At 52.6% G+C, this 25,962-nt stretch carries 31 protein-coding genes; all 31 read left to right on the forward strand.

All coding sequences use genetic code 11. From position 1 onward, the window contains the following. The first annotated feature begins 18 nt into the window (after nucleotides 1-18). The 31 genes from AC50X9_RS16425 to AC50X9_RS16575 all read left to right on the forward strand — a co-directional run bounded on the left by AC50X9_RS16425 (nucleotide 19) and on the right by AC50X9_RS16575 (nucleotide 25,900). On the forward strand, nucleotides 19-150 hold the full coding sequence (locus AC50X9_RS16425) for a hypothetical protein (RefSeq protein WP_494895114.1): 132 nt from the start codon (nucleotides 19-21) through the stop codon (nucleotides 148-150). A 114-nt stretch (nucleotides 151-264) separates the two neighbouring features. Next, nucleotides 265-1,146, forward strand: a complete 882-nt coding sequence (locus tag AC50X9_RS16430; RefSeq protein WP_494895116.1) for a hypothetical protein — start codon at nucleotides 265-267, stop codon at nucleotides 1,144-1,146. Between the two features lie 62 nt (nucleotides 1,147-1,208). Further along, the gene (locus AC50X9_RS16435; protein WP_494895118.1) at nucleotides 1,209-1,934 is read left to right on the forward strand and encodes a hypothetical protein; all 726 of its coding nucleotides are present in this window, start codon (nucleotides 1,209-1,211) and stop codon (nucleotides 1,932-1,934) included. A gap of 40 nt (nucleotides 1,935-1,974) precedes the next feature. After that, nucleotides 1,975-2,409, forward strand: coding sequence for an HNH endonuclease (locus tag AC50X9_RS16440; protein ID WP_494895120.1), 435 nt, complete (start codon nucleotides 1,975-1,977; stop codon nucleotides 2,407-2,409). A 3-nt stretch (nucleotides 2,410-2,412) separates the two neighbouring features. Continuing rightward, nucleotides 2,413-2,925 carry a terminase small subunit gene (locus AC50X9_RS16445; protein WP_494895122.1) on the forward strand — a complete coding sequence of 171 codons (513 nt, stop codon included), beginning with the start codon at nucleotides 2,413-2,415 and terminating at the stop codon, nucleotides 2,923-2,925. Then, entirely contained in the window at nucleotides 2,897-4,297 is a 1,401-nt protein-coding gene (locus AC50X9_RS16450) for a hypothetical protein (RefSeq protein ID WP_494895124.1), read from the forward strand. Before AC50X9_RS16445 ends, AC50X9_RS16450 begins: the two co-directional genes overlap by 29 nt. Before the next feature lie 16 nt (nucleotides 4,298-4,313). Beyond that, complete coding sequence (locus AC50X9_RS16455) at nucleotides 4,314-6,224, forward strand: 2'-5' RNA ligase family protein (RefSeq protein ID WP_494895126.1); 1,911 nt, start codon at nucleotides 4,314-4,316, stop codon at nucleotides 6,222-6,224. Further along, nucleotides 6,199-7,011, forward strand: a complete 813-nt coding sequence (locus AC50X9_RS16460) for a structural protein (protein WP_494895128.1) — start codon at nucleotides 6,199-6,201, stop codon at nucleotides 7,009-7,011. The genes AC50X9_RS16455 and AC50X9_RS16460 overlap by 26 nt, the downstream gene beginning before the upstream one ends. Nucleotides 7,012-7,072: 61 nt before the next feature. Continuing rightward, on the forward strand, nucleotides 7,073-8,353 hold the full coding sequence (locus AC50X9_RS16465; RefSeq protein ID WP_494895130.1) for a phage protease: 1,281 nt from the start codon (nucleotides 7,073-7,075) through the stop codon (nucleotides 8,351-8,353). Then, complete coding sequence (locus tag AC50X9_RS16470; RefSeq protein ID WP_494895134.1) at nucleotides 8,354-8,725, forward strand: hypothetical protein; 372 nt, start codon at nucleotides 8,354-8,356, stop codon at nucleotides 8,723-8,725. A gap of 19 nt (nucleotides 8,726-8,744) precedes the next feature. Continuing rightward, on the forward strand, nucleotides 8,745-9,671 hold the full coding sequence (locus AC50X9_RS16475) for a hypothetical protein (RefSeq protein WP_494895136.1): 927 nt from the start codon (nucleotides 8,745-8,747) through the stop codon (nucleotides 9,669-9,671). Between the two features lie 22 nt (nucleotides 9,672-9,693). Next, complete coding sequence (locus AC50X9_RS16480) at nucleotides 9,694-9,972, forward strand: hypothetical protein (protein ID WP_494895139.1); 279 nt, start codon at nucleotides 9,694-9,696, stop codon at nucleotides 9,970-9,972. A 2-nt stretch (nucleotides 9,973-9,974) separates the two neighbouring features. Further along, on the forward strand, nucleotides 9,975-10,346 hold the full coding sequence (locus AC50X9_RS16485) for a DUF7210 family protein (RefSeq protein ID WP_494895141.1): 372 nt from the start codon (nucleotides 9,975-9,977) through the stop codon (nucleotides 10,344-10,346). 343 nt (nucleotides 10,347-10,689) lie between these two features. Further along, entirely contained in the window at nucleotides 10,690-11,196 is a 507-nt protein-coding gene (locus tag AC50X9_RS16490) for a hypothetical protein (protein WP_494895144.1), read from the forward strand. Nucleotides 11,197-11,202: 6 nt separating this feature from the next. Continuing rightward, nucleotides 11,203-11,838 (forward strand): carbohydrate binding domain-containing protein, encoded by a 636-nt coding sequence (locus tag AC50X9_RS16495; protein WP_494895146.1) that lies wholly within the window; start codon nucleotides 11,203-11,205, stop codon nucleotides 11,836-11,838. Continuing rightward, nucleotides 11,835-12,920, forward strand: a complete 1,086-nt coding sequence (locus AC50X9_RS16500; RefSeq protein WP_494895150.1) for a WD40/YVTN/BNR-like repeat-containing protein — start codon at nucleotides 11,835-11,837, stop codon at nucleotides 12,918-12,920. Before AC50X9_RS16495 ends, AC50X9_RS16500 begins: the two co-directional genes overlap by 4 nt. Before the next feature lie 80 nt (nucleotides 12,921-13,000). Continuing rightward, nucleotides 13,001-14,299: a hypothetical protein gene (locus AC50X9_RS16505; RefSeq protein WP_494895153.1), complete on the forward strand. Its 1,299-nt coding sequence runs from the start codon at nucleotides 13,001-13,003 to the stop codon at nucleotides 14,297-14,299. A 259-nt stretch (nucleotides 14,300-14,558) separates the two neighbouring features. Next, nucleotides 14,559-14,981, forward strand: a complete 423-nt coding sequence (locus tag AC50X9_RS16510) for a hypothetical protein (RefSeq protein WP_494895155.1) — start codon at nucleotides 14,559-14,561, stop codon at nucleotides 14,979-14,981. A gap of 1 nt (nucleotide 14,982) precedes the next feature. Further along, complete coding sequence (locus AC50X9_RS16515; protein ID WP_494895157.1) at nucleotides 14,983-15,888, forward strand: phage protein Gp36 family protein; 906 nt, start codon at nucleotides 14,983-14,985, stop codon at nucleotides 15,886-15,888. Further along, on the forward strand, nucleotides 15,889-16,341 hold the full coding sequence (locus AC50X9_RS16520; protein ID WP_494895159.1) for a hypothetical protein: 453 nt from the start codon (nucleotides 15,889-15,891) through the stop codon (nucleotides 16,339-16,341). Next, the gene (locus AC50X9_RS16525; RefSeq protein ID WP_494895161.1) at nucleotides 16,334-16,843 is read left to right on the forward strand and encodes a hypothetical protein; all 510 of its coding nucleotides are present in this window, start codon (nucleotides 16,334-16,336) and stop codon (nucleotides 16,841-16,843) included. The genes AC50X9_RS16520 and AC50X9_RS16525 overlap by 8 nt, the downstream gene beginning before the upstream one ends. 38 nt (nucleotides 16,844-16,881) lie before the next feature. Then, nucleotides 16,882-17,055 (forward strand): hypothetical protein, encoded by a 174-nt coding sequence (locus AC50X9_RS16530; RefSeq protein ID WP_494895163.1) that lies wholly within the window; start codon nucleotides 16,882-16,884, stop codon nucleotides 17,053-17,055. Next, on the forward strand, nucleotides 17,042-18,004 hold the full coding sequence (locus AC50X9_RS16535) for a phage tail tube protein (RefSeq protein WP_494895165.1): 963 nt from the start codon (nucleotides 17,042-17,044) through the stop codon (nucleotides 18,002-18,004). Before AC50X9_RS16530 ends, AC50X9_RS16535 begins: the two co-directional genes overlap by 14 nt. 63 nt (nucleotides 18,005-18,067) lie before the next feature. Then, a complete protein-coding gene (locus tag AC50X9_RS16540; protein ID WP_494895167.1) occupies nucleotides 18,068-18,505 on the forward strand; it encodes a hypothetical protein in 438 nt (145 codons plus the stop codon). Nucleotides 18,506-18,677: 172 nt separating this feature from the next. Next, nucleotides 18,678-20,198 (forward strand): phage tail tape measure protein, encoded by a 1,521-nt coding sequence (locus tag AC50X9_RS16545; RefSeq protein WP_494895169.1) that lies wholly within the window; start codon nucleotides 18,678-18,680, stop codon nucleotides 20,196-20,198. Then, nucleotides 20,195-20,959: a phage distal tail protein gene (locus AC50X9_RS16550; RefSeq protein ID WP_494895171.1), complete on the forward strand. Its 765-nt coding sequence runs from the start codon at nucleotides 20,195-20,197 to the stop codon at nucleotides 20,957-20,959. Before AC50X9_RS16545 ends, AC50X9_RS16550 begins: the two co-directional genes overlap by 4 nt. A gap of 454 nt (nucleotides 20,960-21,413) precedes the next feature. Next, nucleotides 21,414-23,936, forward strand: a complete 2,523-nt coding sequence (locus AC50X9_RS16555; RefSeq protein WP_494895173.1) for a phage tail family protein — start codon at nucleotides 21,414-21,416, stop codon at nucleotides 23,934-23,936. A gap of 35 nt (nucleotides 23,937-23,971) precedes the next feature. Continuing rightward, entirely contained in the window at nucleotides 23,972-24,631 is a 660-nt protein-coding gene (locus AC50X9_RS16560) for a hypothetical protein (RefSeq protein WP_494895175.1), read from the forward strand. A gap of 2 nt (nucleotides 24,632-24,633) precedes the next feature. Then, nucleotides 24,634-24,996, forward strand: coding sequence for a hypothetical protein (locus AC50X9_RS16565; protein ID WP_494895177.1), 363 nt, complete (start codon nucleotides 24,634-24,636; stop codon nucleotides 24,994-24,996). Next, on the forward strand, nucleotides 24,996-25,676 hold the full coding sequence (locus tag AC50X9_RS16570) for a CHAP domain-containing protein (protein WP_494895179.1): 681 nt from the start codon (nucleotides 24,996-24,998) through the stop codon (nucleotides 25,674-25,676). Before AC50X9_RS16565 ends, AC50X9_RS16570 begins: the two co-directional genes overlap by 1 nt. Nucleotides 25,677-25,684: 8 nt before the next feature. Beyond that, the gene (locus tag AC50X9_RS16575) at nucleotides 25,685-25,900 is read left to right on the forward strand and encodes a hypothetical protein (RefSeq protein WP_494895181.1); all 216 of its coding nucleotides are present in this window, start codon (nucleotides 25,685-25,687) and stop codon (nucleotides 25,898-25,900) included. Nucleotides 25,901-25,962 lie beyond the last annotated feature (62 nt).

Consider the following 25,962-nt stretch of genomic DNA (forward strand, 5'->3'; position numbering starts at 1 on the left):
TCGTGCTTAGGGTGGCCCATGAACTTTGTCGACCGCATTGCCGCCGAGATAAAACGCGGCCCTATGCGCAACCCCGATGATGAAGAGATCAGTCGCATGGAGTGTCAGTTTCCCCAGGACGGGACGGACACCGAAGAGCCTCTGAAGTAGTCGCCAACGATGCTCTATCCGTCAAGGCAGCAAGAGAAATATTTGCGTCAGCTGAAGTCCGAGACCATTCCAGACATTATGATCACCTCATAACACTACGAGTGGGGGACTTCGATGGAGCAGCGTCTACTGCCCGAAACGGCTGTACCTAAGAAGATGAGCAGGGGCAAGAAGTGGGCGATATGGGGTCTCACTGCAACCGGCGTGTTTATCACCTTGTCGATCGTCACTGTTAATGCACTGGTCTCGGGTATTTCCAATGCAGCGAACAAAGACCTGCCGCCTGCACCTGGAACCAATAATTCAGGCGAATTGACACCTGGCAAGTCCGAGACTGCTGCTACGTCCGTTCCCCAAAATCGTGGAGGCCGCGGCACTGCTACCTACAAGTTCACGACGGACGGCGGGAAGACCTTCCAGTCTCACGCTGAGCTCGTTGCGTCCATCAAGGTTCCGGTAACAGGGTACCCGGATAGTCTCAGCGCACAGGTTCAATTTTATGAACTGATGGAAAAGCGGGCGAACTACGAGCCTACCGAAGAGGAAGTACGAAACAACCTCAATATGCCGGCAGGGCAGCAGCTAGAGATTGATGACTATAGGGATGCCGCGAAACTCTACCGCGACACCTATGTCGGCCTCTTCGAGAAGGAATCAGGCGGACTGTTCAAGTTCATGGAGCAGCTTGGTAGCGACGTCTTTGATATCCAAATGTCCAATTATGGTGCATCCGAGACTGGGGTTCCAAAAGTAAACTACCAAGTAAATCTAGAGTTTCCTAAGACCCATGCTGAAGTTATTGTCACTGACAATGTCGCAGAGACCGAACTAGTTACGAGTGTTGTCGGGCTAACCGCCAGAGACGTCACAGGCTTCCTGACTGGAACGTACGAGCTAACCTTTACCGGCTTCGGCCCGGAGAAGGTCACCGAGAATAAAGAAGAAGTATGGAAGTTCGGCGACCGGGTAGTCATCACCAAGAAGCCTGAGGCATAAGTGCCTGTCAGCTTGGGTGTGAGCAGTGTCAGCGCCGTCAATTACAGCGAAGGGGGAGAGTCGTGAAGGCACCGCTGCTAGTCGGAACTTTGGCGCTCAGCGTGCTTTTAGGCGGGTGCGCGGCGCAGCCAGCTTCGGTGCCGCAGTCGCAGGCGCCCGCTGCCGGCCAAACTCCAGGAACACAAGAAACCACTTCTGCTACTGGCGCACCAGTAACGAAAGAGCAGCTGATTGCATCCCTTGAACTATCAGCTGAAAAATATCCTGATGTTGCCAGCCTAGGCAAGGCAATTATGGTTGATCGTTATACAGCTTGGATGAACGCTGGTGCGACTCAAGAAGCTAGGGATGAGTTTACAAACCCAAGTATAAACCCAGACAAAAGTGCCGACGACTTCGCACAGGAAAAAGTCCTTGAAGACGCAGACGTTTTCCCAAAGGCTTTATTTGTTGCAAACTACCAGGAAATACCTTCATTAGTACAAGATGCCGACGAATCGACTAAACTAAGCGGATCAGTCCTTGGGCGACGATTAATTACATGGAACGATGACGCTCCGTATGAACGATCGATAACGCTTTCGGCCGAACCGAAACTTGTTGCCGGATCAATAGAATCAGGCGAAGTAACGTTCGCTGTTTCTTTGATTGATTCTAGCAATGCCGCAGATAACAAAATCGGTACCAAATATGACCCAAATGACATACAACCATACGTCGGTACGCGCACAATCACAACAGTGAACGTTGACGGCACATGGAAGATCTCCGACATCAAGTTTCAGTAAGCCTTTTATTTCTGGGCCGTTTGTGCATAAATAGGGGCAGATGACGAATTTCAAAACATCTCTGAGCTACGAGTACGTGAAGTACAAGAAGCCCGCTATAGATAGGCGGCGTCTTTGGGCTCGTCAACTGCTTGGTGGTGTCTGTTCTTCATGTGGCACTTCAGAGCAGCTTGAGTTTGATCATGTGGATCGTTTATCTAAGTCATTCAACATAGGTAGCAACCTGCTTAAGAAGAAGCAGGAACTGATCCAAGAGCTAAAGAAGTGTCAGTTGCTCTGCCATCCCTGTCATGCAGAGAAGACGAAGAGCGAATCACAGGCGCTCTATTCTGGACCGCGACCAGAGACCATGCACGGAACGCTCACCATGTATGCGTGGCACAAATGCCGCTGCGATCCATGCCAAGAAGCAAACACGGCGTATCACCGTGAATATCGAAAAAATAAGAAGCAGCCGCAATTGGAGGCGGCTTAGATTATGGCAGTCAAAGAAGAGAAAGACGACAAACGACCAGTAGGACGACCGCTCAAGATCCAGACCGTCGAAGAGCTATCCCAGAAGATCGAGGAGTACTTCGGTAACTGCGATCCCCACGTCATCAATGTCAAGGTGCGTAGAGAACGAGCCGACGGTACGGCCTACTGGGCTCAAGACGAGACGATCAGCGAGCAGCGCCCGTATACGATGGCCGGATTAGCTCATGCGCTCGGGATCTCCCGTCAGACGTTGCTTGACTACGGTGACAGAGAAGAATTTCTGGACACGATAGAGGATGCAAAAGAGAAAGTTCATCGCTTCGCCGAAGAACAGCTCTTTGGTAGGGCTTCATCTGGTGCTGCCTTCTCACTCAAGAACAACTGGGGTTGGAAGGATAAGCACGACTACGATCACACCTCTGGCGGCAAACGTATCGAAGCCCCTGCTATCTACGTGAGCGACATCGCTCCGCGGGACAACGGTGATGCTCCAGCTCAAACCGAAACAGCTTGAGGCCGTCCAGGCGGTTAACGATCCAACGGTAGACACGTTGGTTCTTCTTGGCGTTGTCGGGTCAGGTAAGACCGACGTGGCGGCTCATATCGACATTTCGATCGCGCTCAAGTTCTCTAAGACGTATTGGCCTGTCTTCCGTCAGAACATCAGCACGGCCATCAAGACGATCATCCCCTCCTATTTAGAGATGGCGGACAAGATGGGGCTGGAAGAGGGCAAGGACTTCGTCTACAACCAGCAGACCAAGACGCTCACCTTCCCGAACAAGTCGGTCATAGTCTTTGTCGAAGCCGATCCAACCAAGGACCGCGGCGGCAAGAAAATCAAAGGTATCAACGCCAGCGGCAATCACATTGATGAGGCCGACGAGCTTGAGTTTGAAATGTTCATCCAGGCCACGTCACGCAGGGGTCGCCGCAACGAGAATGGTCAGCCGTCCATATCTATCGTCACCATGAACCCGAACGATGGGTGGGCCAAAGAGCTGTACTACGACCGCTGGAGAGCCGGCACGCTGCCGCCGAACGTCAGGGTCATTGAGTTCGATCTCTCTGACAGCTGGCTATCCTCACGCGACGTCGCAGCTCTGAAGACGAACCCTGAATGGTGGACGCAGCGCTACCTCTATAACAACTGGAACTACTCTGACGAGTCGAGCTCCCTTTTCAAATCACGATTCTGGGCTGCCTCCCTGACAGATGAGCTAGATGGTACTGCTCCAAAATCTGCCGGCTACGACGTTGCCAGGTCCGGAACTGACCGGTCAGTTCGAGCGCTTCTGGTCGGAACGACAATTGCAGACATCCTGATCGTGAAAGACAAGAAGGACCAGATCGATACCAGCATCCAGGCAGACACTCTTGTCGAGGATGCCGGGGAGAACGAATACGGCCTTCAGAACATGGCAGTCGATGCCGTGGGGCTCGGCGTCGGCGTCGTTGATGCGCTCTCTAAGCAGGGCTACTACGTCCGCGAGTACATGAGCGGTGCGAAGCCAGATCCCGATGTAAGCCTCTCTAACGATGCGGCAACGGCGGTGAACTTCGACAACTTACGATCGCAGATGATCTACCTTTACGCCCGCGGCGTCGAGCTAGGCGTCATCAAGCACTTCAAAGGCTGTCCCTATGTGCGCGAGTTGCAGAAGGAAGCTATGGTCCACAACTACGAAATCACCGACAAGGTTCTTAAAGTCGAAAGCAAGGACAAAATCAAGAAGCGTCTAGGTACCAGCCCTGACTTACTCGATGCCGTGGTAATGGCTCTTTACGTGGCACTTAGGCCTATTCAGGAGTTCAACTACGACGGGGACGAAAGTAATAGCAGTACAAGTCCAATAACTGCAGGCTTGTTAAACAGTCGCTTCTAGCTTAAATTAAGAGCAGATGGCAGACAAACCAAAAAAGAATAAAGTTCTCGTCTCCCCTGAGATCGGCGACTCCGGTGTCAACATATTCAATGGCATTATTAGTGGCGAAGAATACAACCGCAATCTATCCGGTCGCCAAGCACTGAAGATCTGGGATGAGATGCGCCGATCGGACGCCAGCGTTGGCGTCTCCTTACGAGCGGTCAAGCTCCCGATCAAGTCGAGCAAGTTCTTCACGACGCCGGCTTCGGATGATGACATCGACGTTGAGATCAGCGAGCTTGCAAAGTGGAACCTATTCGAGCGCATCAAATGGAAGAAGACGCTGGGGGAGATCCTCACGCATCTGGAGTTCGGCTTCGCTGTCTTTGAGATGGTGTTTGAGCCCGAACTAGTCGACGGTACATGGCGCGTCGTCCTGACGAAGCTCGCTTACCGCAAGCCGACCACGATAGAAGCGTGGCAGTGCCAAGACGGTTCACCAGGCATCACGCAGCGTCTCAGTAACGGCAAGCTCGTCTCTATTCCACTGGAACGGCTATTGGTCTTTACCAACGAGCAAGAGGGCGACAACTACGAAGGCCGCAGTATCCTACGCACCGCCTACAAGCACTGGTTCTATGTGGACAAGTTCTACCAGATCGATGCTGTCGGCGCGGAGCGTCAGGCACTTGGTGTTGTAGATATTGCCTACCAGAAGGGCACAGATCAGAAGACGATCGAGAGTGCCAAGCTCGCGGCCAGGAACATCCGTGCGAACGAGGAATCATCTATCGCGCATCCTAAGGATCTAGAGATCACTTTCCTGGACATGAAAGCGTCCACCTTGAAGGACCTGCAGCCGTCTATCAGCCACCACGACCGCCAGATCACTAAGAACGTTCTGGCCCAGTTCCTGGAGCTTGGTTCAAGCGGCGGTGGAGGCTCACGAGCTACCAGCGAAGACCACCACGAACTCTTTAACCAGTCGGTCCAAGCCGTCAACGACCTTATCGCTGACACCCTCGGCTACGTCGTCAAGACCATCGTCGACCTCAACTTCAACGTGGATAAGTACCCATCTATCGGTACGAGCGACATCGACCAGGGCAATATTTCCTCCTTGGCTGAAACCGTATCCAAGTTTGAAAGCGCTGGCTTCCTGACCGTCTCTGATGAGGATGAGGCTCACGTGCGCAACCTGATCGGGTTCCCAGAGAAGAGCAATGACGTTGCGGGCAAGGTGAAGAAGACCACTGATAAGCCCAAGCTCGACGCTGATAGCAGGCGTAAGAAGCACGTTGCTGCTCAGGTGAGCTCAAGGGACTTCCCTGACCTGTACGAGGGCACTGACGTTGATCCCAACGACCTTGGTTGCATCATGGTCGACACTGAAACGCTCCCTATCTTGAAGCACGTTCCGGATGAGTTGCACAGCGAACTTATCGACGCGACTACTCGTCACGACCACGCGATGGGCGCAGTGGCAGAGACAGAAGCGCATGTCACTTTGCTCTACGGCCTACTTGAGAATGGCAATGTTTGGAAGGAAAAGGTCGACACCGTTCTCAAGGACTGGTCTCTCAACGAAGTGACCATTGAGGATGTCGGATACTTCGAAACGCCAGACAGCTTCGCCGTCATTGCTCATATCGAGAAGACCCCCGCCCTCATCGACGGGCATGAACGCCTAACCCTCTTGCCGCATATCCAGACGTTCAGCGAATACCTGCCGCACCTGACACTGGCATACGTCAGCAAAGAAGCTAACATCGATGATTGGGTGGATTATCTAAGCACTGCCTACAACGGCAAGACGATCAAGACCAAGGGCATCAATTACGGTGACCTACCTGAAGACGGCGTCGAAGCAGACGTGGCTCAGGCGAAAAAACTTCACGCATCCATAACGAGTCAGCTCTATGGCAACACGCAAAGAGCTGCTTAGCGCCCGCGAACAACTCCACGTGGCCATTCACGCCGCGGAGGAATGGCAGGACAGCTACAAAGCGAGTCCTGATACGTTTCGGCAGTTACTCAGCCTGGAGGCGGCTTTAGAAACGGCCGCAGCGGAGTATCTGCACGAGCTGGCAGCCCGAGCGCCTAAGTATGTGGACTGGTCCCGTATGCCCGAACCGATCAAGGCTGACGCCGGCCCTGTCGCTAACAACGACGATCCAGCATGGAAGCAAGAGCAGATCATTCTGACTGCTGCCGTCATCGACATCATCACTGACCTAGTAGCAACGGGCGCCATGGCAGGGGAGACGCTATACGGCATTCCTGCCGGATACTCGACACTTCACTTCGCCTCTTTAGACGACGCCATCATGGAATCCGCCAGGAAGCTGACTGCCGAGATGGTTTCAAACGTCACTGAGACAACCCGCAAACTCATCCGAGAGTCCGTAGCCAAGAGCATCGCCTTAGGGGAGGACATCAGCTACGCCACCGAGCGAGTCATGCGCGTCATCGATAACCCGGTACGAGCTCAACTGATCGCCAGGACGGAACCCGTGAATGCATATCAGGGCGGACTGCAGCACTATGCGAAAAGCACTGGAGCGAAGGGCAAAAAATGGGATGGCCTTCTTGGAGCTTGTCCTTTGTGCGTCTCGGCCATAAATCAGGGCGAGATAGGCATTGATGAACTATTCAAGCTGTCTAACGGGAGAGAAGTCGAACGCCCAGCATGTCATCCAGGGGACCGATGCGGAGTTATCTATATTTATTAGCTCCATTTATTGATAATGCTGTTGACAGTTTCAATGGCATATAAGATATTCATAGACAAGCATGGCAATCAAATCATTCCGAAACCTAGTAAAGATAGACGCAGACACTCAAGGCAATGCGCCTAAGACTATTGAGCTCCTCCGTACGGGTACATGGCAAACGCCGTGGCACGGAGAATTCGAAATTACTCCTGAAGACATCAAGCAGTTCGTGGTCAACGCGGACAAAGGCATCGGTCTTGTGGAAGCTGATCCGAAGGTCCCACTCAACTATGGTCATGAGTCCTGGGACAAGGCCGCTGGCTGGATACCAAAGGTGTATGCCAGCGAAGACGGCCTCGCACTTCTCGGTGATCCAGAATGGACGCCAGCTGCTCTTCAGGCAATCAAAGACGGAGAGTGGAAATTTATTTCTCCGGAATTTAATCCACGTGACTATCCGTGGGAAGACCCAGAGCAAGAGTACAGCTTCGTGAGCAATGTCATCACGGGGGCTGCACTGACAAACATCCCATTATTCAAGAAGCTGAAGCCAATCACGGCGTCGCGTTTGCCTAACAAGGTAAAGGCTGATGCCACTGGCAACGGTGATAAACGTAACGAAGGAGAACACATGACGTTAGAAGAAATTCGCGCCAAGCAAGTAGCCGACCTGAACGACGAAGAAAAAGCGTTCCTGGCCGACCACAAAGCCGATCTGACAGCTGAAGAGCTGACAACATACGGCCTAGAAGCTGACGACGACGCAGCTAAAGCAGCTGCTGAGAAGGAAGCTGCAGACAAAGAAGCCGCAGATAAGGCTGCTGCGGAAGAAGCAGAAAAGGCTGAGGCTGATGCCAAAGCTGCTGACGACGCTAAGGCTGAAGAAGCAGCGAAGATCGAAGCAAGCGCGCTCAAGGGATTAACACCCGAGCTAGCGGCAGAAATCAAGCAACTACGCGCAGATGCCAAAGCAGCTCATGCGACAGCTACTAAGTTCGAGCGTCAGCTAGCTGAACGCGATGCACGGGAGTTCATCACTGCCAGTGTCAAAGCCGGCCAGATCAAGAGCGGCGAAAGCGAACGAGCGGTAGACATCCTGCTTGCATCAAGTGACAAGCAGCGCACTGAACTAGAAGCCTTCATCAAGGGTCTTCCAGTCAACGCGTCACTTGGCGCTGAGCTTGGCGATGGCGGCAAAGACGTAATCGCTGACGCCCGCAAGGAAGTCGATTCCCGAGTGGCAAAGGTACGCGCTGACGCTAGTGCTGAGGGCAAGTCATTGTCTTACGCACAAGCACGCAAGCAAGTACTGGCGGCCGATACAACACTAAAAGATCAACTCAAAGAGGAGGAACAGTAAATGTCATTTCAACCAGGTGATCGATATAGCGCAGTCGCAGGTGCAGACCTTTCGGCTAAACGCTATTACCTAGTCAAACTAAACAGCAGCGGCGAAGTCGTCCTTGCATCAGCAGCAACCGATGCAATCCTAGGCGTGCTAGATAACACACCTAAGGCAGGCGGTACGGCTGAAGTCGTGCTTCTAAACGGCGTTGGCTCATTCAAGGTCAAACTTGCAGCTAACACCAGCAAAGATGCGTTCCTTACATCGGACGCGAGCGGGTTGGCAGTGGCTACCACTACCGCTAACAACCGTGTCATCGGTCAGCTAGTCCGCACATCAGTTGCGAACGAAATTGCCGAGTACATCAAACTTAACGAGAAATATTAGGAAAGGTTAAATCACCACAATGGCTAATCAAGCACAATACGTAGACCAAGCTCTGACCAACGTCAGCACGGCATGGCGCAATGAGAGTACCGACTTCATCTCGGACTTCATCTTCCCTGAAGTGTTGGTCACTAAGCCAACCTTTGAAGTCGCTACTTACGGTAAAGACGCACTCCGCATCCCATCAAGCAGCGTCCGCAGTGGCGAAGCACTGGCAAAACGTGTGTCACTTAACCGTGGCTACGACAACTTCGGACCGCTTAACGAGCACTCACTAAGTGACATCGTTACCCGAGCTGACTACCGCCTAAGCGATGATCCTTTCAACCCTGAATCTGACGCAGTCGAAAACCTGCACGAGAAGATGGCTTTGATCGACGAATCATCTCTAGCAACACAGCTAGCCAGCACAAGCATCATCACTCAGAACACAACGCTGAGCGGTGTAAGTCAGTGGAGCGACAGTAACTCAACTCCATTCCAGGACATCAAGACTGGTGCTCAAACTGCTTCATTTAAGAAGTACAACACCTTGTTCATGGGCTCAGAAGCGTGGGACGAACTGATCCTGCACCCTGAACTGCTTGACCGCATCAAGTGGAGCCAGACCGGTGTCCTTACGTACGAAGCAGTCCTTGCACTCTTCGCACCGTTCGGCATCACGAAGATCCACGTTGGCCGCGCAACATCTAACACTGGCGCTGAAGGCGTGACTGACACCTTCTCAAGCGTCTGGGGCAAGAACGCGTGGCTTGGCTACGTCACTCAGAAACCAGGTCGCAAAGAACTAAACGGTGGTTACAAGTTCCGTCTTGAGAACAGCCGTGAAGTGACTAAGGAAGTGAAGAACAACCCACCTGTCACTGAGATCGTGGTTCGCGACGAGTACGACCACATCCTCATGAACGCTGAATGCTTCTATCTCCTAAAAGACGTAGTCGCCTAATCCTAGGAAAGGGAAAATCTATATGGCACGAACAGAAGTTGGATTCAAAGGAGCGAAGTTGGTAGGAGCCGTCATTGACGGTCCCGCCAACTTCACGACCAAGACCGTCACAGTCCTAGCGGGCGCTGCAACCGGCACCGCTACGGTGGCAGCCGGCACGATGATCATTGGTTTATACCCAGCCGGTAACCAGGACCAGTTCATCGACAACGTTGCTATCGCTAGCACGACGCTGACGATCACCCTGGCCGCTAACGCGACGGCAAATAATGTCTTCAAAGTAACTGTACTAGAGGGCTAGTCATGGCATACGTAGAAGCTACTGGAAACATCAAGCACGACGGCACTAGCTACAAGGCTGGTGACGTGATCGAGGCTGACCAGGACGTCGCTAGTCGTCTTGTCCTGATCGGCGCTGCCAAGAATGCGAAGACACCTGAAGACGTTGAAGCTAAGGCCAAGGCCGCCGCTGATGCCAAAGCTGCTGAAGAGGCGAAAGCCGCTGAACAAGCCAAGGCAGACGAAGCCGCTCGCGTGAAAGCGGAGCAAGAGGCTCAGGCAGACAAAGAAGCGGCTGAAAAGGCTGATGCTGAGGCGAAAGCCAAAGCCGCTGCGACTGCATCTAAAGCCGCAGAATCAAACCAAAAAGTTACGACGGACAGTAAGTCTAAATAGACTGTAGGACGTCACAGACGATGAGAGAGCGCCTAAACGGGCGCTCTTTTTGTTGAGTCTTTCCTATTCTATTCGTTATCCATACGTGCGATATTAAGAATAGAACTTAAACAGGAAATATCGTATGGGCTTAACAGTCACAGGAACAATCACAACGCAGAACTCGAACCCGACTACGGGCACGGCAACCGTGGGATCATTTATAAAATTAGCTGATAGGGGCTCAACTACCTTTAGGGCAGCAATAGATAGCATCTCGGTCCAAGTCACTGGAACTTATACGGGCGTGCTGACACCCCAAGTATCCAACGACGGCGTGACTTGGGTAGCAGTGGGTCCTCTCATGGTCTACAACCTTGGTACAAACGCCTATTCACAAACGATTGCCTCGGCGGCCGTAGGTGTGTTCAACATCAACGTCGGTGGCGTGAAGTATTTCCGAATCAGCGCTAACGCAGCAGTCACCGGCACAGCGAGCGTCACGATCAACGGCACGGCTCTAACCGGATCTGTTGGCCTTACCGCCTCCGTTACCCTTAGCGACAAGATCGCTGGTGAGGACATTCCTAATGACACGCTGAAGGTAGAAGATCGTTCTTCTTACGTGAACACTGCTGCAAGCGTGCTTCTAAAGACGGGGGCAGGTCGATTGAAGGGCATGATAGTCGCTTCGGCTTCTGCCACCCCAACGATTAAGTTGTGGGATGCCACATCAGCAACGGGTGCAGTTCTAGTAAACACATTCACTCCGGTTGCAGGGACCAACTATGTATTCCCTGACGTTGAATTCGCAACAGGTCTCTACATAACGATAAGCGGTACTGTCGATTGCACAGTATTCTGGAAGTAATAAATCATGGCTGTCCGCCGACCTGTCCACGATAACCTCCGCAAGAACGGAGACTTTGATAATGCGCCGCCGTTTACAGCGGCTACAACCAGCACCAGTGTTTACATTACTGGGACCGCCGCTGGTTCAGCTACGAACGATACCTATTCGTGGGCTACTAATAAAGGTGGGACTGGTAGTGCAATGTTCGATGCCGCTGAAAAGCATTCAGGGACGACGTCGATGAAGGTATCGACTCTGGCGACAGGTTCTTTCATGTATGCGCGGACTGTTCCTGGTACGGCTACTCACCAGAAACTTCGTCTTAATACTGCCCCGATCCTTCCGAACACTAGCTACACGGTTGGTTTCTGGATGAAGACTAGCCTCGTGAGCGGTTCGTCAGCTTCAGGTGCTCGCATGGCTGTTGTTCAGTACAACGCCGCTGCCACGGCTCTTACCACTGTCCTTTCCACGGCAGTAACTACGAGTACTGGTTGGACTGAGTATTCCTTCACCTTCACCACACAAGCCACATGCAACTTCATTGAGCTTCAGTGCCGAGTAACTGGTAACGATGGCGCGGCAACGCTCATCATGGATGGCTGGTTCGATGACATCACTGTTAAGCCAACTACTCAGACTGTTCGCCTCGCCGTATGACCATAACTCGACTACCAGTAGCGACCTCGGCAGAAGTTGAGCCACTCAAGAGCAAGATGTCCGGCATTGTGATGGAGCGGGCGAATGGTGACATGCTCACAGCTACTAGCAGCCCGTTTGCTATCCATAAGTCAACGGACGGGGGAGCGACCTGGGTGCAGAAGTTCTCAGAGGCGCACCCTAACCGCAACGCTCGTCTGAACTTTGAAGATTCACGGGGCTACCTATTCTTCGGTACGGCCCTCACAAACAACGCTGCGACGATTGCTCGGTCTACGGACGGCGGTGAAACATTCGCCACTGTCCTTACTCTCGAATCAGACTCAGCCTGGTACATGATCGAGCGCGATAACGGCGACCTGTACCTGAACGAATACAACTCATCCAACACAGCGATGTTCGCTTACAACGTTTGGAAGTCAACGAACGGCGGGGCGAACTGGACCAAGTTCTACACTCATCCTCCTGGCCCCGACCCTGCAACTCTGACGAATAGGACCATCCGCCACTTCCACATGCTTTGGCGTGATGCTGACGATCAGATGTATCTGTCAATGGCTCATGGCCTAGAGGCAGGAGCCTACCTGCTCAATGACAACGGCACTCTTGGCGCCAATATCGGTGACTATCCAACAGGTGACGGCGCATCTAAGGGTGGTGGATTGACTGCCTTTGCTCAGGCGGATAATGGTGACGTCTTCCTGACGCCTGATAACTACCCGTCATGCATCTACAAGTACCAGCCGTCCTCACCGACGCTAGAAGGCAAGCTTCTCAACGTTCACGATGTGGCTAGTAGGTACGGAACAAGTCGTGAGTCGTTCATCCTGGGCATGAGCAAGGGGCGTTACGGTGTCCTCTATGCACTTGGCAACGGGACATCAGCCAACAGAACCTTTTTGCTGATCAGTGGTGACGACGGCGCGACCTGGAAGTACGTGGCCTATACGAGTGAAGGTAACCGGCCAACCTTTGTATCGGTTAGTCGTTCTTCTACCCCTCGCATCCACATTGACCAGGGCATCAACCGGCCATTCGTGACGCTACCTGACTACACGAAGCAGCAAGCCATGAACCTGTAGGCAAAACTGCTATGACAAAGACCTCTCAACTTCGAGGGGTCTTTTAATTGTTGGTGTGCAGTGTTTAAATAAAGACATAGATGACGGCATTTTCAACCCACAAAAACTTTGCCATTGGAACGGTGCTCTCAGCCCCGGGCGATGCGAGTGGGCAAGACTTCGTTCTGATGCCTGGAGACGGTGAAGTCTTCGCGAACAACATGCCGGTGACGTTCTGTCCTCCAAGCGTGCAACCCACTGCTGACAACTCAGAGATTGGCTACCTGACAAACGTTGCTGGCGACGCTCTGACGATCACCAGGGCGCAGGAGGGCAGTCTTCCGATGCAGGTAGCAGCTGGCTGGCAAGTGTATGGCTCAGTGACGGCTAAGGGCCTGACAGACATAGAAGCCGCGGTGGCAGCAAAGGCGGACAAGACCTACGTAGATAGCCAGGACGCAGCCATCCAGAGCCAGGTGACAGCGAACACCACGGCCATCTCAGGCAAAGAACCAACCCTCACCGCTGGCACCACCGCGCAGTACTACCGTGGCGATAAGTCATGGCAGGCGCTTGATAAGACAGCTGTAGGGCTAGAGAACGCTAATAACACCAGCGACGCGAACAAGCCTGTAAGTACGGCTCAGGCGGCGGCTAATGCCCTTGCTTTACCTTTAGCGGGTGGAACGATGACAGGTCAACTACTCGCAAACGCTAGCAATAACACTGGCGGCGGGATCATTTCAAAGAATATAACTATCGTTCCTAACCCCGGGCGTGGCGCAAGCGCTTCTATGTTCCTCGACAATCAAGCAGGACAGGTCTGGGAGTTCTTTAATAACAATCTAGGTGAGTTCGGAGTTTGGAATGACATTGGAGGCTACCAACCTTTTACGATCAAATCTTCTGCAACCACAGACACGCTGATGATGGACGGCAGCGGTGTTCACATTAAATCGCTATACGTAGACACTAATACTTTCGTAGTCGATGCAACAAATAATAGAGTAGGGATAGGTACGGCAACACCGGCAGTCGCACTAGAGGTTGTAGGCACGTCATATCTCAGAGCAGCGGTATATACAAATCAACTAAGTGGCTATGATTTCGGTCACATTGAAACGGGCAACCTGCGACCTATATCAAACTTGGGTAGTTACTTAGGGGATAGCAGTAAGTACTACTTAGCTGTGAACGCCCAAACCCTCAACCTCAACGCCACGGCGTCTATAAGTGGGGCGACAGCTGGACGACTACAAGTAACGGGGCTTTTCGTGCCAGTTCAAGCACCTACTGCGTCCGCGCCCGCGTATGTCAAAGGTGCTATCTATTTCGATACGACACTAAACAAACTCCGTGTCGGTGGAGCAACCGCATGGGAGACAATAACAAGCTCATAAGGAGAACAACCATGCCCAAACAAGTAACCTTCAACAAAGACAAAGAGGCAAAAGACAGCTAATGTTCGGCGCGTCAGCCTTTGGAACACTCCCTTTTGCTAGTCGCATCGTCTTGGCTCTCGGTGACACTGCCACCCGCGCCACAGTAATGACTATGCAGTCCAGGACGGTCATTATTGGATCTTCTTCTCACAAGCTTCTATTGACCAATCAAAAGAACATCACCATACTAAAAAGTATTAAGCGGTAAACAAATGCAATGAATATGGAAGTACACAATATAACCGAACATCCCCTATACGTTACATGGCGGAGCATGAAGCAGCGCTGCAGCGGCTCTTATCACAGGGATTATAAGAATTACGGTGGCCGCGGTATCAGGTACTGCGAACGTTGGAACGACTTCCATTGTTTCGTTGCAGATATGGGTGCTGGATATGAGAAAGGTCTTTCTCTTGACCGCATAGACAATGAAAAAGGCTACTCGCCTGAGAATTGCCGTTGGGCCACCAAGACTGAACAGAACAACAATACCCGCCGAAATCGCTACATATGTATCAACGGTGAGACCAAGACGCTAAGCCAATGGGTGCGCCTATCGAGGCTAAAGAAAAGTACCGTTACTCAGCGCTTCTATACTTACGGCTGGAGCGCCCAGCGGGCTCTAGGGATGGAGGCGTAAGTTGGCTACTACATTGCAAATAGAATCATTCGTCGACACCAACCTAAAAGAGCGAACTGAGCTTAGTGCTGACTATGTGGCCGCTTCATTAGTCCTGAAAGTAAAAAGTACGGACGGATATCTTGTAGGCCAGCCGATCTACGTAGGCCAGCTAGCTCGTGAGGGCGTTGAGAAGGCCGTCATTGCGTCCGTAGGTGATGCGACGACAATCAACCTGGTTGCGTCGCTGAAGCTGCCTCACACCCGCTATGAGCCCGTCACAGCAGCCCTTGGCGATCTCCTTCATGTCTACCGGGCGGCCAACGTCAACGGCACGGTGCCAGCTGATGGGGCCTTTTCAGTCCTGGCAACGCGCTCGATCAAAGCTGATAGCCAATCGACCTACTACACAGACTCTGCCGGCGACAGCAACTATTGGTACCGCTTTACCTACTACAACGCCGTGACCTTGGAAGAGACAGACCTGTCAGATTCCGTTGCAGTCCGCGGCGACGACTTTGGTCACTACGCTTCTATCTCCGAGATCCGTGTCGAAGCTGGCTTTGAGCACGCGTACAACCTCAAGGACTCGACGATTGATCAGCAGCGCCGTGCGGCCGAAGCGGAGATCAACGCATCTCTTAGCGGTGCGTATACCGTTCCGTTTACTCCGGTCCCTGCGATTGTGAAGACACTGACGATCCAACTCGCGTCAGCCTTACTCCTGGCCAACGCCTATGGCGACACCTCAAGCAGTAAGCAAAAGATCAAAGACGCCAGGGCAGCAATCGACGGTTACCGACTAGGCTCGACAGTCCTCCAAGATGAAGCTGGAATCTCCCTCTCTACCTCTGACTCAGTGAGCGGCTATCCAGGTGAGCCAAGCGATGAAGCACCTCGCTACTTCCGTATGGATGACAGGTTCTAAATGGCAACCATCAACCTTGTTGTCGAGGGAGATAAAGAGCTCGTAGCCAAGCTGCGCAAGTTCGGCGTCTCGGTCCTAGATCTCAGTGACTCGATGGATGAAACGGGCAAGTACCTGACGAGGTTCTTCTCAGGTGAGGTCTTCGCCTCACGTGGGCAGGTCTTCGGCAAACCGTGGCCATCTCTCAACGACAACTACGCTGCGTTCAAGGCCCGTACCTTTCCAGGCCGGCCACCCCTCATCCGGTCTGGACTTATGAACCGATCTTTCAAGCACAACTCTACGAAGCTGACGGCCAGCCTTTGGAACGAAGCCAAGTACTTCGACTACCACCAGGAAGGCAGGGGAGTGCCCGAGCGCGTCATGATGCACGTCGACGAGAAACGCGAGCGTTCGATCATTGGCTTCATCGCTGAGGACATCAACGGAAAGATGAAGGCTGCCGATGTCTAGCCAGTACGAGGACAACGTTCAGCGCATCTTGAATCTCATGAAGGACACCTTTAGCGACACCTTCAAGACCTATTACGACGGCGATCCTGAAGCGATTCCGCTGTTCAACTTGCCGTGCATCATCGTGACGCAGACCAGCGACGAGACGACAGCTGATTCCTGGCAACAAGACGACGTAGAGGACCGACTGACCGTCAAGATCGTCCTCAATAAGCGGGATGACTTCGACAACGACAAGGTGAATCCGCTCAACATGACCGAGCGCAAGATTAGGAACTTCGTGTCTGAGCGTGACCAGACTACTGGGCGCTACCTTCCGCGTACGGTGAAGGGTGCTATCCGCACAATGGCCCTGGACGGCATCACAGCAATCGCTGGAACGATGAACGTCGAGTACGGCATCAACCCCCGAATCGCTGGCGAGGGGCTTGCCGACCTGACTGCTGAAGGGCATGTGACGTTTAGTATCAGCTACCCAGTGGACATCCCAGTTGCATCATAGGCTTTTAAATACAAGACATTTGTCTTACATTAAGAGACATGGCAGATAAAGCAGCAAAGCATACTAACAAGGCGGTGAAACCAGATACTCAGCCATTCTTTGTCCCCTCGATCGGTAAAACGGTAGAAGTGGCGGATTTGGCAGATGTTGAGGCGGCTGTCGTTAATGATAAAACTAATCAAGAAATAGAGGTAGGTGATGGCAACAGCTGATCAACATATAGGCAGGCGAATAGGCGTAGGGATCGGCATCGAAGCCACTCCTGGCGTGACCGTCGCGCCGCAAACGTTCCTACGTTGGGACACAAACGATCTTCAACCTAAAACCAACGTTGTCGAAGATGACAGCGCTATGGGCGTGGTGGATGAAGTCAGCGATAGCGGCATCACGTCTCGTTGGGCTGAAGGCACCCTAGGCGGCAAGATCAGCGCTGTGGACATGGGCTTCTTCCTACTAGGCCACTACGGAGCAGTGACAACCGGCGCAGCGGTCGGCGGCGTCTATCCGCACACCTTCAGCGTCAAGCAGTCAAGCATTCCAACGACGGTCAGCCTGGCAATTTCTAGCCCGCTGCAATCACAGCGCCACGGCTACGGCGTCTTTGAGACGTTAGAGATCACGGCCGAGCAAAATGGCTACGTCAACTTCTCGTCAGCAGTCAAGGCCCGCACCGGGTCTACTTCAAGCGAGACAGTTGCATTCACCGCGCAGAACCTATTTACGAGCAAGCACATCACCCTCAAGATCGCGGATACCAGCGGAGCCCTCGGTGCTGCTACAGCTATCAGTGCGTTGAGCATCAAGTTCATGTCTGAGCGCCCGTCAGAGGCAGTCAATCCACTTGGCACTATGGACGAAGTTGAGTTCGATCGTGGCAGCTACAAAGCCAACGGTGAGTTCGTGCTTCGTCTTAAGTCGACCGAATACGAGGAAGCCTTCCTGGCGAACACCATCAAAGCCCTTCGCATCGCTATGACCAACGGCAACGACAGCCTAGAGATCACGGCTACCAAGGTCCGCTACCGCGAGCTTGAGCAGTCCAGGGACAAGAACGACGTCGTTACTGCGACTATCCAGTTCTTCTGCGAATACGACACAGCTGTCGGTGCGTCGAATGTTCCGATCCTAAAGAACACGCGCGCTACTTACGCATCAGCTTAGTTTGTCCTTTACTGAATAACTGACCCATGTTTAACTAGGGTCAGTTATTTAATTGGAGCATCTATGACCGAAGTAAAGCGATATGCAGCCGTAAAGAAATCATCATTAGCTGGGCTCAGCGAAGAGTGGGGCGAGGAGTGTTTCGCCTATGTGCAGCCAGCGACCTACCAAGACAACATCGCAATGGATGAAGCAGACTTCACGAAGATGAAGCAGCGAGAGCAGGTGGAGTGGCAGACCATGATGGTCAAGGACCACTTCATTAGCGGCAAGATCAAAGCCTTCAACGGTACCGAGTTTGAGCTGGCAGATATGACGCTCGACGACATCGACGCCAGCATTGCAATAAACGATAAGTTGTACGCCGACATTATGGGGTTCGAACTGGACCCAAAAGATTTGCGCAAGGCAGCGAGGGACAGCGCCTTGCTGACGAACGAGCCGAGCACTACCGAAACTACATCGTCAGAGGAATCAGTGGAGGAGTCCCAGACGGAGTAGTTCGAGAGATCATGCTGTTCCGCTATATGGAACGTATGCACCTCAGTTATCTTCAGGCAGCTAGAGAAACTCCGTGGGCAGAAGTTGAACGGGCTTTTTACGTATGGTCGTTAGATAGTGACCATGATAAATTAGAGACAGAAAGAAGCAAAGGCGCTTAAAACACAACTGCATGGCATCCAACACAATATCTATCCTCATTAAAGCGCAAGATAACGCCTCTAAGGTGCTTAAAGACGTTGGGGATAATATCGATGGCGCGGGGCGAAAGTCTGAAGCAAGTGCCAAGTCAATAGGCGGCCTCAGCGATCACATGGGCGCCCTGGCTGGGGTTACTGCTTCAGCTGGTGTCGCTACGTACAGCCTCGTCGGGATGATGGACCGAAGCATTAGCTCCGCCAATAAGTATCAGGCTGCACTGACCGGTTTGAACAGCGTCGCTACTGCCTTTGGGCACAACGCCGGCCTGGCTGAGCAAGCAGCAAAAGACCTTGCGAACGACGGGTTGATGACCGTCACGGATGCAGCGACGGGGCTGAAGAATCTCCTAGCGTCTGGTTTCAGTCTCGACCAAGCAACGACCTTGATGAAGCGGTTCAAGGACAGCGCAGCCTTCGGCCGACAGAGCGCACTTAGCTTTGGTCAAGCCGTGTCTAGCGCAACAGAAGGTATCAAGAACGGCAACAGCATTTTGGTTGACAACGCGGGCGTCACGAAAAATCTGAGCAATATGCTGACGGAGGCTGGCTACAGCGCGCAGGACCTTTCAAAGGCAACTACCGACGCAGGAGTTAGGCAGGCGCTTTTCAACGGCATCCTCAAAGAGACGAACGCTCAATCGGGAGACGCAGCCAAGCTGGCTGATAGCGCTGCTGGTAAGCAAGCCGTATGGGCTGCGCAAACGGAAGTATTGAATCAAAAGATCGGTATGGCGCTTCAGCCTGCGTTGCTTTCACTGCTTCAGACAATAACTCCAATCATCACGACGATCGCAGACTGGGTGTCCAAGAATCCGGAGCTCGCGGCTGGACTTGTTATTGGTACAACTGCGGTAGTTGGCCTGACTACCGTTATCGGGACACTGGCATTGGCAGTTGCTGGACTTGGTCCAGTTTTCACCCTGTTTAAAGTCGTGTCGCTCGCTTCACTTGCCGCAGTCGGCACAGGCTTCACTGGCCTCGCTGCTCTGGTAGCTTCACCGCTTGCAATGCCAGCGATTGCCGTCGCCGCCGCTGTTGGAGCGCTGTTTCTCGTCTACGACGCCGCAGTCAAGGCTCGTAACGCCGTCAACGAAGCAACCGCCGCGAAGGCTAACCTGGCAGCAGAAGACGTAAAAATGAAAGCTACTGCGCTGAGCATCGTGAATAGTGGCGTGGCATCCGCAGAACGCAAAGCGGCTGCCCAACGAGTCCTCAATCAAATTGCTGCACGCGGCAATGCATCTGGTACTGCCTACTCACCCGGCGGCGCCACTCTCGTTGGCGAGAACGGTCCAGAGATCGTCAACATGCCACGGGGCGCTTCAGTCACTCAGGCATATAGAACACGCAATGAGCTTGCATCAGAAGGCTCAGGAGGCGTTACAAACATCTTGAGCGGCAACTTCACCTTCCAGAGCGCAGAAGCCGTCCAGGAGTTCTTTAACCGCCTCGATAAGACGCAGCGCCTGGCGAAGTTTGGAATGGCCTCATGATCGGTGTCAGCTACGGGGACTTTGATCTGCAAGCCAACGGCGTGACCGTGACGGGGACTGACGTCTACTCAGCACCGACGAACGCCATCCAGGCCGATGAACTGGCAGAGCGCGATGGTGCCTTGATCGTCAAGCAGCAGTTCCAGAAGAAGAGTTTCAAGGTAGAAGGGCTTATCCGTAAAGACACGCAGCTGCAGCTGGAGCAGACACTGGATGCATTCAAGCTGGCCATGGCAAAGAAGAACCAAGGCTTTGACGTGGACTACGCGGGTGGAATCCGTCGCTACCTGGCATCGGTTCAGAACAACATCATAAGCAGCCGAGGGATCACGAGTGTCGGATTCTCACTTGAGTTCCTATCACCTGATGGCATGGGCTGGGACTTGGACAGTACCGTCTTAATTTCTCCTACAGCCGTCACTGCTTCGAACCAGACTGTCTCACTTAACGTCGGCGGGTCGTATAAGGCAGATCCACTCATCAAGGTCACGGTCGATGCCATCACAGGTGGCACCGCCAAGACGATCACCTTATCTAATGCCGCAACACTTCGGTCCATTGCTATCACGCGTACATGGGTAGCGGGAGATGTCCTTGAGATAGACACACTAAAGGGCAGAGTTCTCGTTAATGGTGCAGCTCATGATTTCAGCGGGCAGTTACTCAGTTTTGAACCGGGCGACGGGGGATTGGGTTACCTGGATGACTTCACAACTAGAAGCGTGACCATAACTGGCAGCTACACAAGGCGATGGTTGTAGGTTACATTAAAGACAGAATTAAACAGGAAAACTAAATATGGCAAATTCTTTGTACGAGAAAGCACGAGAGGGATTCCTCAGTGGACTAATAAACTTCAGTTCCGACAATATCAAAGTGGTTCTGGTCGATACAGGCCTTTACACAGCTAATGTCGCAACCGATCAATACCTTAGTGATGTTCCTTCAGGTGCGCGAGTAGCGACTAGCTCGAACCTTTCCAGTAAGACCGTCACCAATGGTGTAGCCGACGCAGCTGATGTCACGTTCACTGCCGTTACTGGGGCATCCATAGAAGCGGTCGTCGTTTACAAAGACACAGGAACAGCCTCAAGCTCCCGCCTTATCTGCTACATCGATAGCGGCTCTAGCGGTATCCCTATCACTCCGAACGGCGGTGACATCGCGACTGCCTGGCACGCTAGCGGCATCTTTAAGTTGTAGGCGCTGACCTAGATGGCGAATAGATTTTGGGTACCCATCGGAGGATCTGGCACAGGCGATTGGTCCAACACTGGTCACTGGTCAACGACGAGTGGTGGCGCAGGTGGCGCGAGCGTTCCGACGAGCGCGGATGACGTCTTCTTTGATGCCAACTCTTTTACGGCGGACAACCAGACGGTCGGCGTCGATAACTTCTACTCCGTCGATGACCTGTCCTTTACTGGTGTCAACCACGGCATCATTGTCAATGGTGCGAACACTCTCAACGTCAACGGAGATGTCACCCTTGTCTCCCAAGTATGGCTAAGCGCCAACCTTAGAATCTCATCCGTCTTCTGCGACTTTACGCAAAACGGCGCCCTGATTACTTCCACCGTCACGGTTGGGCAAGACGCCGAACTTATATTGCAGGGAGCGTTCTCAGCAGGAGCGCTCAACTTCGGGGTGTCCACCTCGATAAAGTACGGGTCACTGGATTCAAACAACCACCCGATCACAGTAGACAGTATGCAGTTCTACTTTGCCGACACCGTCAACTTCGGTAGTTCGGTTGTCACTGTCAACGGCAGCGGCTTCAACGTCCTTGATGTCACTGGAACCGTATTTCAGGCGTCAAGCGCCACCTTCAAGTTCACCGGGACGGGCACGTTTAACCTCAACTTCTCCTCCGTGGGTGAGCTGGAAGTGTCCGGTACGACGACGGTAAAGACCTCTCACACGTTCTCAACGCTGGAACTCAAGCCTGGAGCAACACTGATTTCAACCGTTGGGGGAGGGTCTGCCACTACGCAGACGATCACCAACTTCATTGCTGTTGGGACAAGCGGTGCGCCGATAACTATTAAGTCTTCATCCGTAGGTCTTCAACATGTGCTGCGAAAAACCTCTGGCGTTGTTGAGGCTTACTACGTCAACCTTCAAGACTCCGTCGCCAATGGTGGTGCGACCTTCAATAACTATGGCGGCATAAACAACGGCAACAACAGCGGCTGGAACTTCCTTCCTGGTCCGATCCCAACCTGGTCATTTATCTCGTCAACCAGCAGCGTCTTTTCACCTTCACTGGTTCCAGGAACGGCAACGATGGCACCCGGCTTTGTCGCTAGTGCGGCCACTGTCTACCCGCTCAACAACACCATGTTCATCTCGAATCTGGGCAACATCCTGTCGACCCCTACGGTGTATTCGCCTGCTTTTACATCCTTACCTCCACCTCCAGCTCCACCGACTGACTGGGAAGCTATCGGTAAGGAAGACGAAAAGGTCTACGTCTACAAGGTCTACTCATCTACCGGCACCTTCATCGGGATCTGGACTGACGTTCGCGACGAATTGATGTTCACCAGGAAGATCAATACACCAGGAACGACGACGACTGTGAGACTTTCACGCTCACCTAATACGACGAAGGAAGTCCGCGCCAACCTGACGACTGAAGCCGGCGAGCCGATCACGACTGAGGACGGCGAACGGCTGACCGTCACCTATGAAACGAACAACTCAGTAGGTGAAGGCACGGACGTAGATATCAACTACAAAGTCGATGTCTACGTTCACTACGGGGAGTTCGATCGCCTTGTCACAGAAGCTGGGGAACCAATCACCACCGAAGACGGCGATTACCTGTTGGCAGCGTCCGGCGCTCCAAGCGGCGTCCGAGTTTTCAGCGGCACCATCCTCGATTACCGGTCCACCTATGACAATGAAACCGGCGTGACGGTTACCTTGGCATCAAACGGCCTGGGACTATCGAACGAACTAGTCCGCAGTGGCGAGACAACGACGGTCAACTACTCGTCCCAGGCGCTTCAGACAACACTCAAGAGCGTTCTTGACACTAACCCCCAAGTGATGACCTACAGCACGGACTCGATCGCGACCCCAGGCGTATCTGCTGCCTTCAAGTTTGAGCTGAGCACCAAACTCGAAGCCATTGAACGAATCCACGAACAGACCCCCGACGGCTGGTACTGGTACGGCGACGTTGCCGACAACTACGTCTATATGCAGCCGACCGCCTCTACGCCTCATCACGTGTTTAAGAAGGGCTACCACGTGAAGTCACTTGATCTCACGCGTTCCAAGGAGCAGTTGATCAACCGCGTCTACTTCATCGGTGGGGAAGTTGCCGGCGTCCCGGTGTTCAAGAAGTACGAAGACGCTGCCAGTATCGCGCAGTGGGGAGTGGGTCTGCATCGCATCGTTGACCGTCGTTTCACCGATGCCACCGCTATGCAGCGCAAGGCTATGAAGTTGATCAACCGATTCAAGAACCCTATCTACAACACGCCGATCGTTATCAGTTCCTCGCGCTATGACCTTGAGTCCATCAAGGAGGGACAAGTTATCGGCCTCGCAAACTACGACAACTTCATAGATGAGCAGCTACTCCAGATCGTCAGTCTCTCCTATACGCCAACCGCAGCCAGGCTCGAAGTCGGTGACGTTCTTCAAGCACAGCACGAACGAATTGAAGAGATTGGTGATGAGTTGCAAGGCGAGCAATATCAAAACCTTCCAACTGCACCTGTTTGATGTTAAATTAAGAAATATAAAGGAATTAAAAATGTATGCCCGATAAGAAGATCAGTGATTTACCCGCGTTAACAACTGCCGATGCGACCGACGTCGTCCCTCTGGTGGATGTATCGGGAGCGGTTACGAAAAAAGTCACTGTTGCGGGACTTGCGGCGGCTGTGGCAGCTAACGTTCCAGACGGATCTTTCCCATACGCCAAGGGTGATGGCAAGACATGGTGGGAAGAGATTGGCCGCACAACACTAGCTGCAGCTGGTGACACGATCACCGTCTCTGGCCTACCATCTAGAAAATATCTACGAATTGTTTTTTCTGTTATACCTTCAGGTGTTATCACGCCTTGGATTCGCTTTAATAACGACACGGCCGCCAATTATTCATGGCGGTATGACCAGAATAATGGCACAGTAGGTTTTGGTGTGTCTCAAACGGGTATTACGGCTGACGTAACGTCTACGGCCGTACTTACTTATGGGGTCGCTGAAGCTGTAAATATTTCGACACAAGAGAAGATCCTTACAAGTAACATAACGGCTACTCCTGTAAGTGCTGCAAACTCTCCTAACCGTATTGAAGTTATTGGAAAGTGGGCTAATACGAGCGCGGCTATAAGCCGTTTAGATGTTTACAACAACAGTGGGGCCGGTGATTTTGCAATCGGCTCGGAAGTAATAATCCTGGGGCATAACTAGGCGTGAACGGCGTTGAAGTAGCCCTTGCCGCTCTTGCCATCATGGCTACTGTCGTCGCTGCACTTGTCTGGCTTCTTAAGAAACTCTTCACCCAGAGCGATACGACCCTCAAAGAGGGCAACAGGGCGAGCGTCCAGCTGGCGAACTCTATTGAACGTCTAGCGATGGCATCTGAAGAGCAGATCAAGTCAGGACGTGAGCGTGATGCTGAACAGATCAAATTCCAGCGGCTCGTGCTCCAGAGCCTAGCCACGCTGGATGAGAAGGCTGATCAGGTCATTGACGCAACTATGCACTTGAGTGTCGGAACCCAAAACATCAAGACTCAGGTTGTCCACAAAGAGGTGATTGAGGCTAAGACGTAATGGCGAAAACCTTAGAGCAGTTCAAGATCGACACTCTCGGCGGCTCGTTCGGCAACCCTGGTACTGGAACGTATAAAGGCCAGTGCGTCAGCTACGTCCGGCTCTACATGGAAGAAGTCTTGGGGATCAAGACGGCAGTGTGGGGTCACGCGGTGAGCTACTGGACTAATCCAAGCGTTCTAGTTCACTTCGACAAAGTTTCAACTCCTCAAGATGGCGACATTGTTGTTTGGGGTGACGATGCTGGTAACTGGACCGGGGCTGAAGGCCACATAGCGATCTCGTACAAGGGCAAACTACTCAACCAGAACTTTGGCGGCAATTTGAAGGTGACGGTCAACGATCATTTTAATCAAGGTTTGCTGGGATATTTAAGACCAAAAGGAGGTGAAGAAATGAAAATAACTGAAGATCAAGTCCGTTGGCACTACAAGCTGATTGCAGGCGTTGAGGCAACCGAGCAAGAAGTAAGCAATTACGTCGGCAAGGATTACTACACGGTCACTGAAGCCATCAAGCGCTACTTCGCAAATGCTGGACAGGGCTACAACGTCTACAGGCAGGTCGCGGAGAGGAAGATCGCTGAGCTTACCAAAGCCGAATCGACTGTGACACCACAGGGTCCATCCGATTCTGACGTGAAACTACAAGCAATCAAAGATGCACTAGGCATCAAGTAAGGAGGCATATGGAATACGTACTCGTCACAACGATGGTAGTAGCACTAACAGAAGCAGTGAAAGCAGCCTCAGAGCGTAACTGGCGCACGGTCGTCATCATCGTAGGGTCAGCACTTATCGGAGCAGCTTGCGGCTTGCTTGGTATCGAAGGACTAAGTGTCGTCCAGGGCATCGTCGTTGGTCTAGGCGCGTCTGGCGTAGTCACGGTCGCTAAAAGAATATAGCTGTGAGGCTCTGAGGAGCCCTGTAAGGCTCGCCAGCTTGAAAATCAACTAACTAACCACCT

Source organism: Pseudarthrobacter sp. HLT1-3 (genome assembly GCF_059383535.1).

What these genes read in the sequence shown, in the direction of transcription:
- AC50X9_RS16450 (WP_494895124.1), top strand. Translation starts at nt 2,897, where the DNA reads ATGCTCCAGCTCAAACCGAAACAGCTTGAGGCCGTCCAGGCGGTTAAC.
- AC50X9_RS16430 (WP_494895116.1), top strand. Translation starts at nt 265, where the DNA reads ATGGAGCAGCGTCTACTGCCCGAAACGGCTGTACCTAAGAAGATGAGC.
- AC50X9_RS16525 (WP_494895161.1), top strand. Translation starts at nt 16,334, where the DNA reads ATGTCTAGCCAGTACGAGGACAACGTTCAGCGCATCTTGAATCTCATG.
- AC50X9_RS16535 (WP_494895165.1), top strand. Translation starts at nt 17,042, where the DNA reads ATGGCAACAGCTGATCAACATATAGGCAGGCGAATAGGCGTAGGGATC.
- AC50X9_RS16530 (WP_494895163.1), top strand. Translation starts at nt 16,882, where the DNA reads ATGGCAGATAAAGCAGCAAAGCATACTAACAAGGCGGTGAAACCAGAT.
- AC50X9_RS16455 (WP_494895126.1), top strand. Translation starts at nt 4,314, where the DNA reads ATGGCAGACAAACCAAAAAAGAATAAAGTTCTCGTCTCCCCTGAGATC.
- AC50X9_RS16540 (WP_494895167.1), top strand. Translation starts at nt 18,068, where the DNA reads ATGACCGAAGTAAAGCGATATGCAGCCGTAAAGAAATCATCATTAGCT.
- AC50X9_RS16555 (WP_494895173.1), top strand. Translation starts at nt 21,414, where the DNA reads ATGGCGAATAGATTTTGGGTACCCATCGGAGGATCTGGCACAGGCGAT.
- AC50X9_RS16570 (WP_494895179.1), top strand. Translation starts at nt 24,996, where the DNA reads ATGGCGAAAACCTTAGAGCAGTTCAAGATCGACACTCTCGGCGGCTCG.
- AC50X9_RS16550 (WP_494895171.1), top strand. Translation starts at nt 20,195, where the DNA reads ATGATCGGTGTCAGCTACGGGGACTTTGATCTGCAAGCCAACGGCGTG.
- AC50X9_RS16505 (WP_494895153.1), top strand. Translation starts at nt 13,001, where the DNA reads ATGACGGCATTTTCAACCCACAAAAACTTTGCCATTGGAACGGTGCTC.
- AC50X9_RS16545 (WP_494895169.1), top strand. Translation starts at nt 18,678, where the DNA reads ATGGCATCCAACACAATATCTATCCTCATTAAAGCGCAAGATAACGCC.
- AC50X9_RS16470 (WP_494895134.1), top strand. Translation starts at nt 8,354, where the DNA reads ATGTCATTTCAACCAGGTGATCGATATAGCGCAGTCGCAGGTGCAGAC.
- AC50X9_RS16485 (WP_494895141.1), top strand. Translation starts at nt 9,975, where the DNA reads ATGGCATACGTAGAAGCTACTGGAAACATCAAGCACGACGGCACTAGC.
- AC50X9_RS16510 (WP_494895155.1), top strand. Translation starts at nt 14,559, where the DNA reads ATGAATATGGAAGTACACAATATAACCGAACATCCCCTATACGTTACA.
- AC50X9_RS16460 (WP_494895128.1), top strand. Translation starts at nt 6,199, where the DNA reads ATGGCAACACGCAAAGAGCTGCTTAGCGCCCGCGAACAACTCCACGTG.
- AC50X9_RS16445 (WP_494895122.1), top strand. Translation starts at nt 2,413, where the DNA reads ATGGCAGTCAAAGAAGAGAAAGACGACAAACGACCAGTAGGACGACCG.
- AC50X9_RS16475 (WP_494895136.1), top strand. Translation starts at nt 8,745, where the DNA reads ATGGCTAATCAAGCACAATACGTAGACCAAGCTCTGACCAACGTCAGC.
- AC50X9_RS16490 (WP_494895144.1), top strand. Translation starts at nt 10,690, where the DNA reads ATGGTCTACAACCTTGGTACAAACGCCTATTCACAAACGATTGCCTCG.
- AC50X9_RS16495 (WP_494895146.1), top strand. Translation starts at nt 11,203, where the DNA reads ATGGCTGTCCGCCGACCTGTCCACGATAACCTCCGCAAGAACGGAGAC.
- AC50X9_RS16500 (WP_494895150.1), top strand. Translation starts at nt 11,835, where the DNA reads ATGACCATAACTCGACTACCAGTAGCGACCTCGGCAGAAGTTGAGCCA.
- AC50X9_RS16425 (WP_494895114.1), top strand. Translation starts at nt 19, where the DNA reads ATGAACTTTGTCGACCGCATTGCCGCCGAGATAAAACGCGGCCCTATG.
- AC50X9_RS16440 (WP_494895120.1), top strand. Translation starts at nt 1,975, where the DNA reads ATGACGAATTTCAAAACATCTCTGAGCTACGAGTACGTGAAGTACAAG.
- AC50X9_RS16575 (WP_494895181.1), top strand. Translation starts at nt 25,685, where the DNA reads ATGGAATACGTACTCGTCACAACGATGGTAGTAGCACTAACAGAAGCA.
- AC50X9_RS16480 (WP_494895139.1), top strand. Translation starts at nt 9,694, where the DNA reads ATGGCACGAACAGAAGTTGGATTCAAAGGAGCGAAGTTGGTAGGAGCC.
- AC50X9_RS16465 (WP_494895130.1), top strand. Translation starts at nt 7,073, where the DNA reads ATGGCAATCAAATCATTCCGAAACCTAGTAAAGATAGACGCAGACACT.
- AC50X9_RS16520 (WP_494895159.1), top strand. Translation starts at nt 15,889, where the DNA reads ATGGCAACCATCAACCTTGTTGTCGAGGGAGATAAAGAGCTCGTAGCC.
- AC50X9_RS16560 (WP_494895175.1), top strand. Translation starts at nt 23,972, where the DNA reads ATGCCCGATAAGAAGATCAGTGATTTACCCGCGTTAACAACTGCCGAT.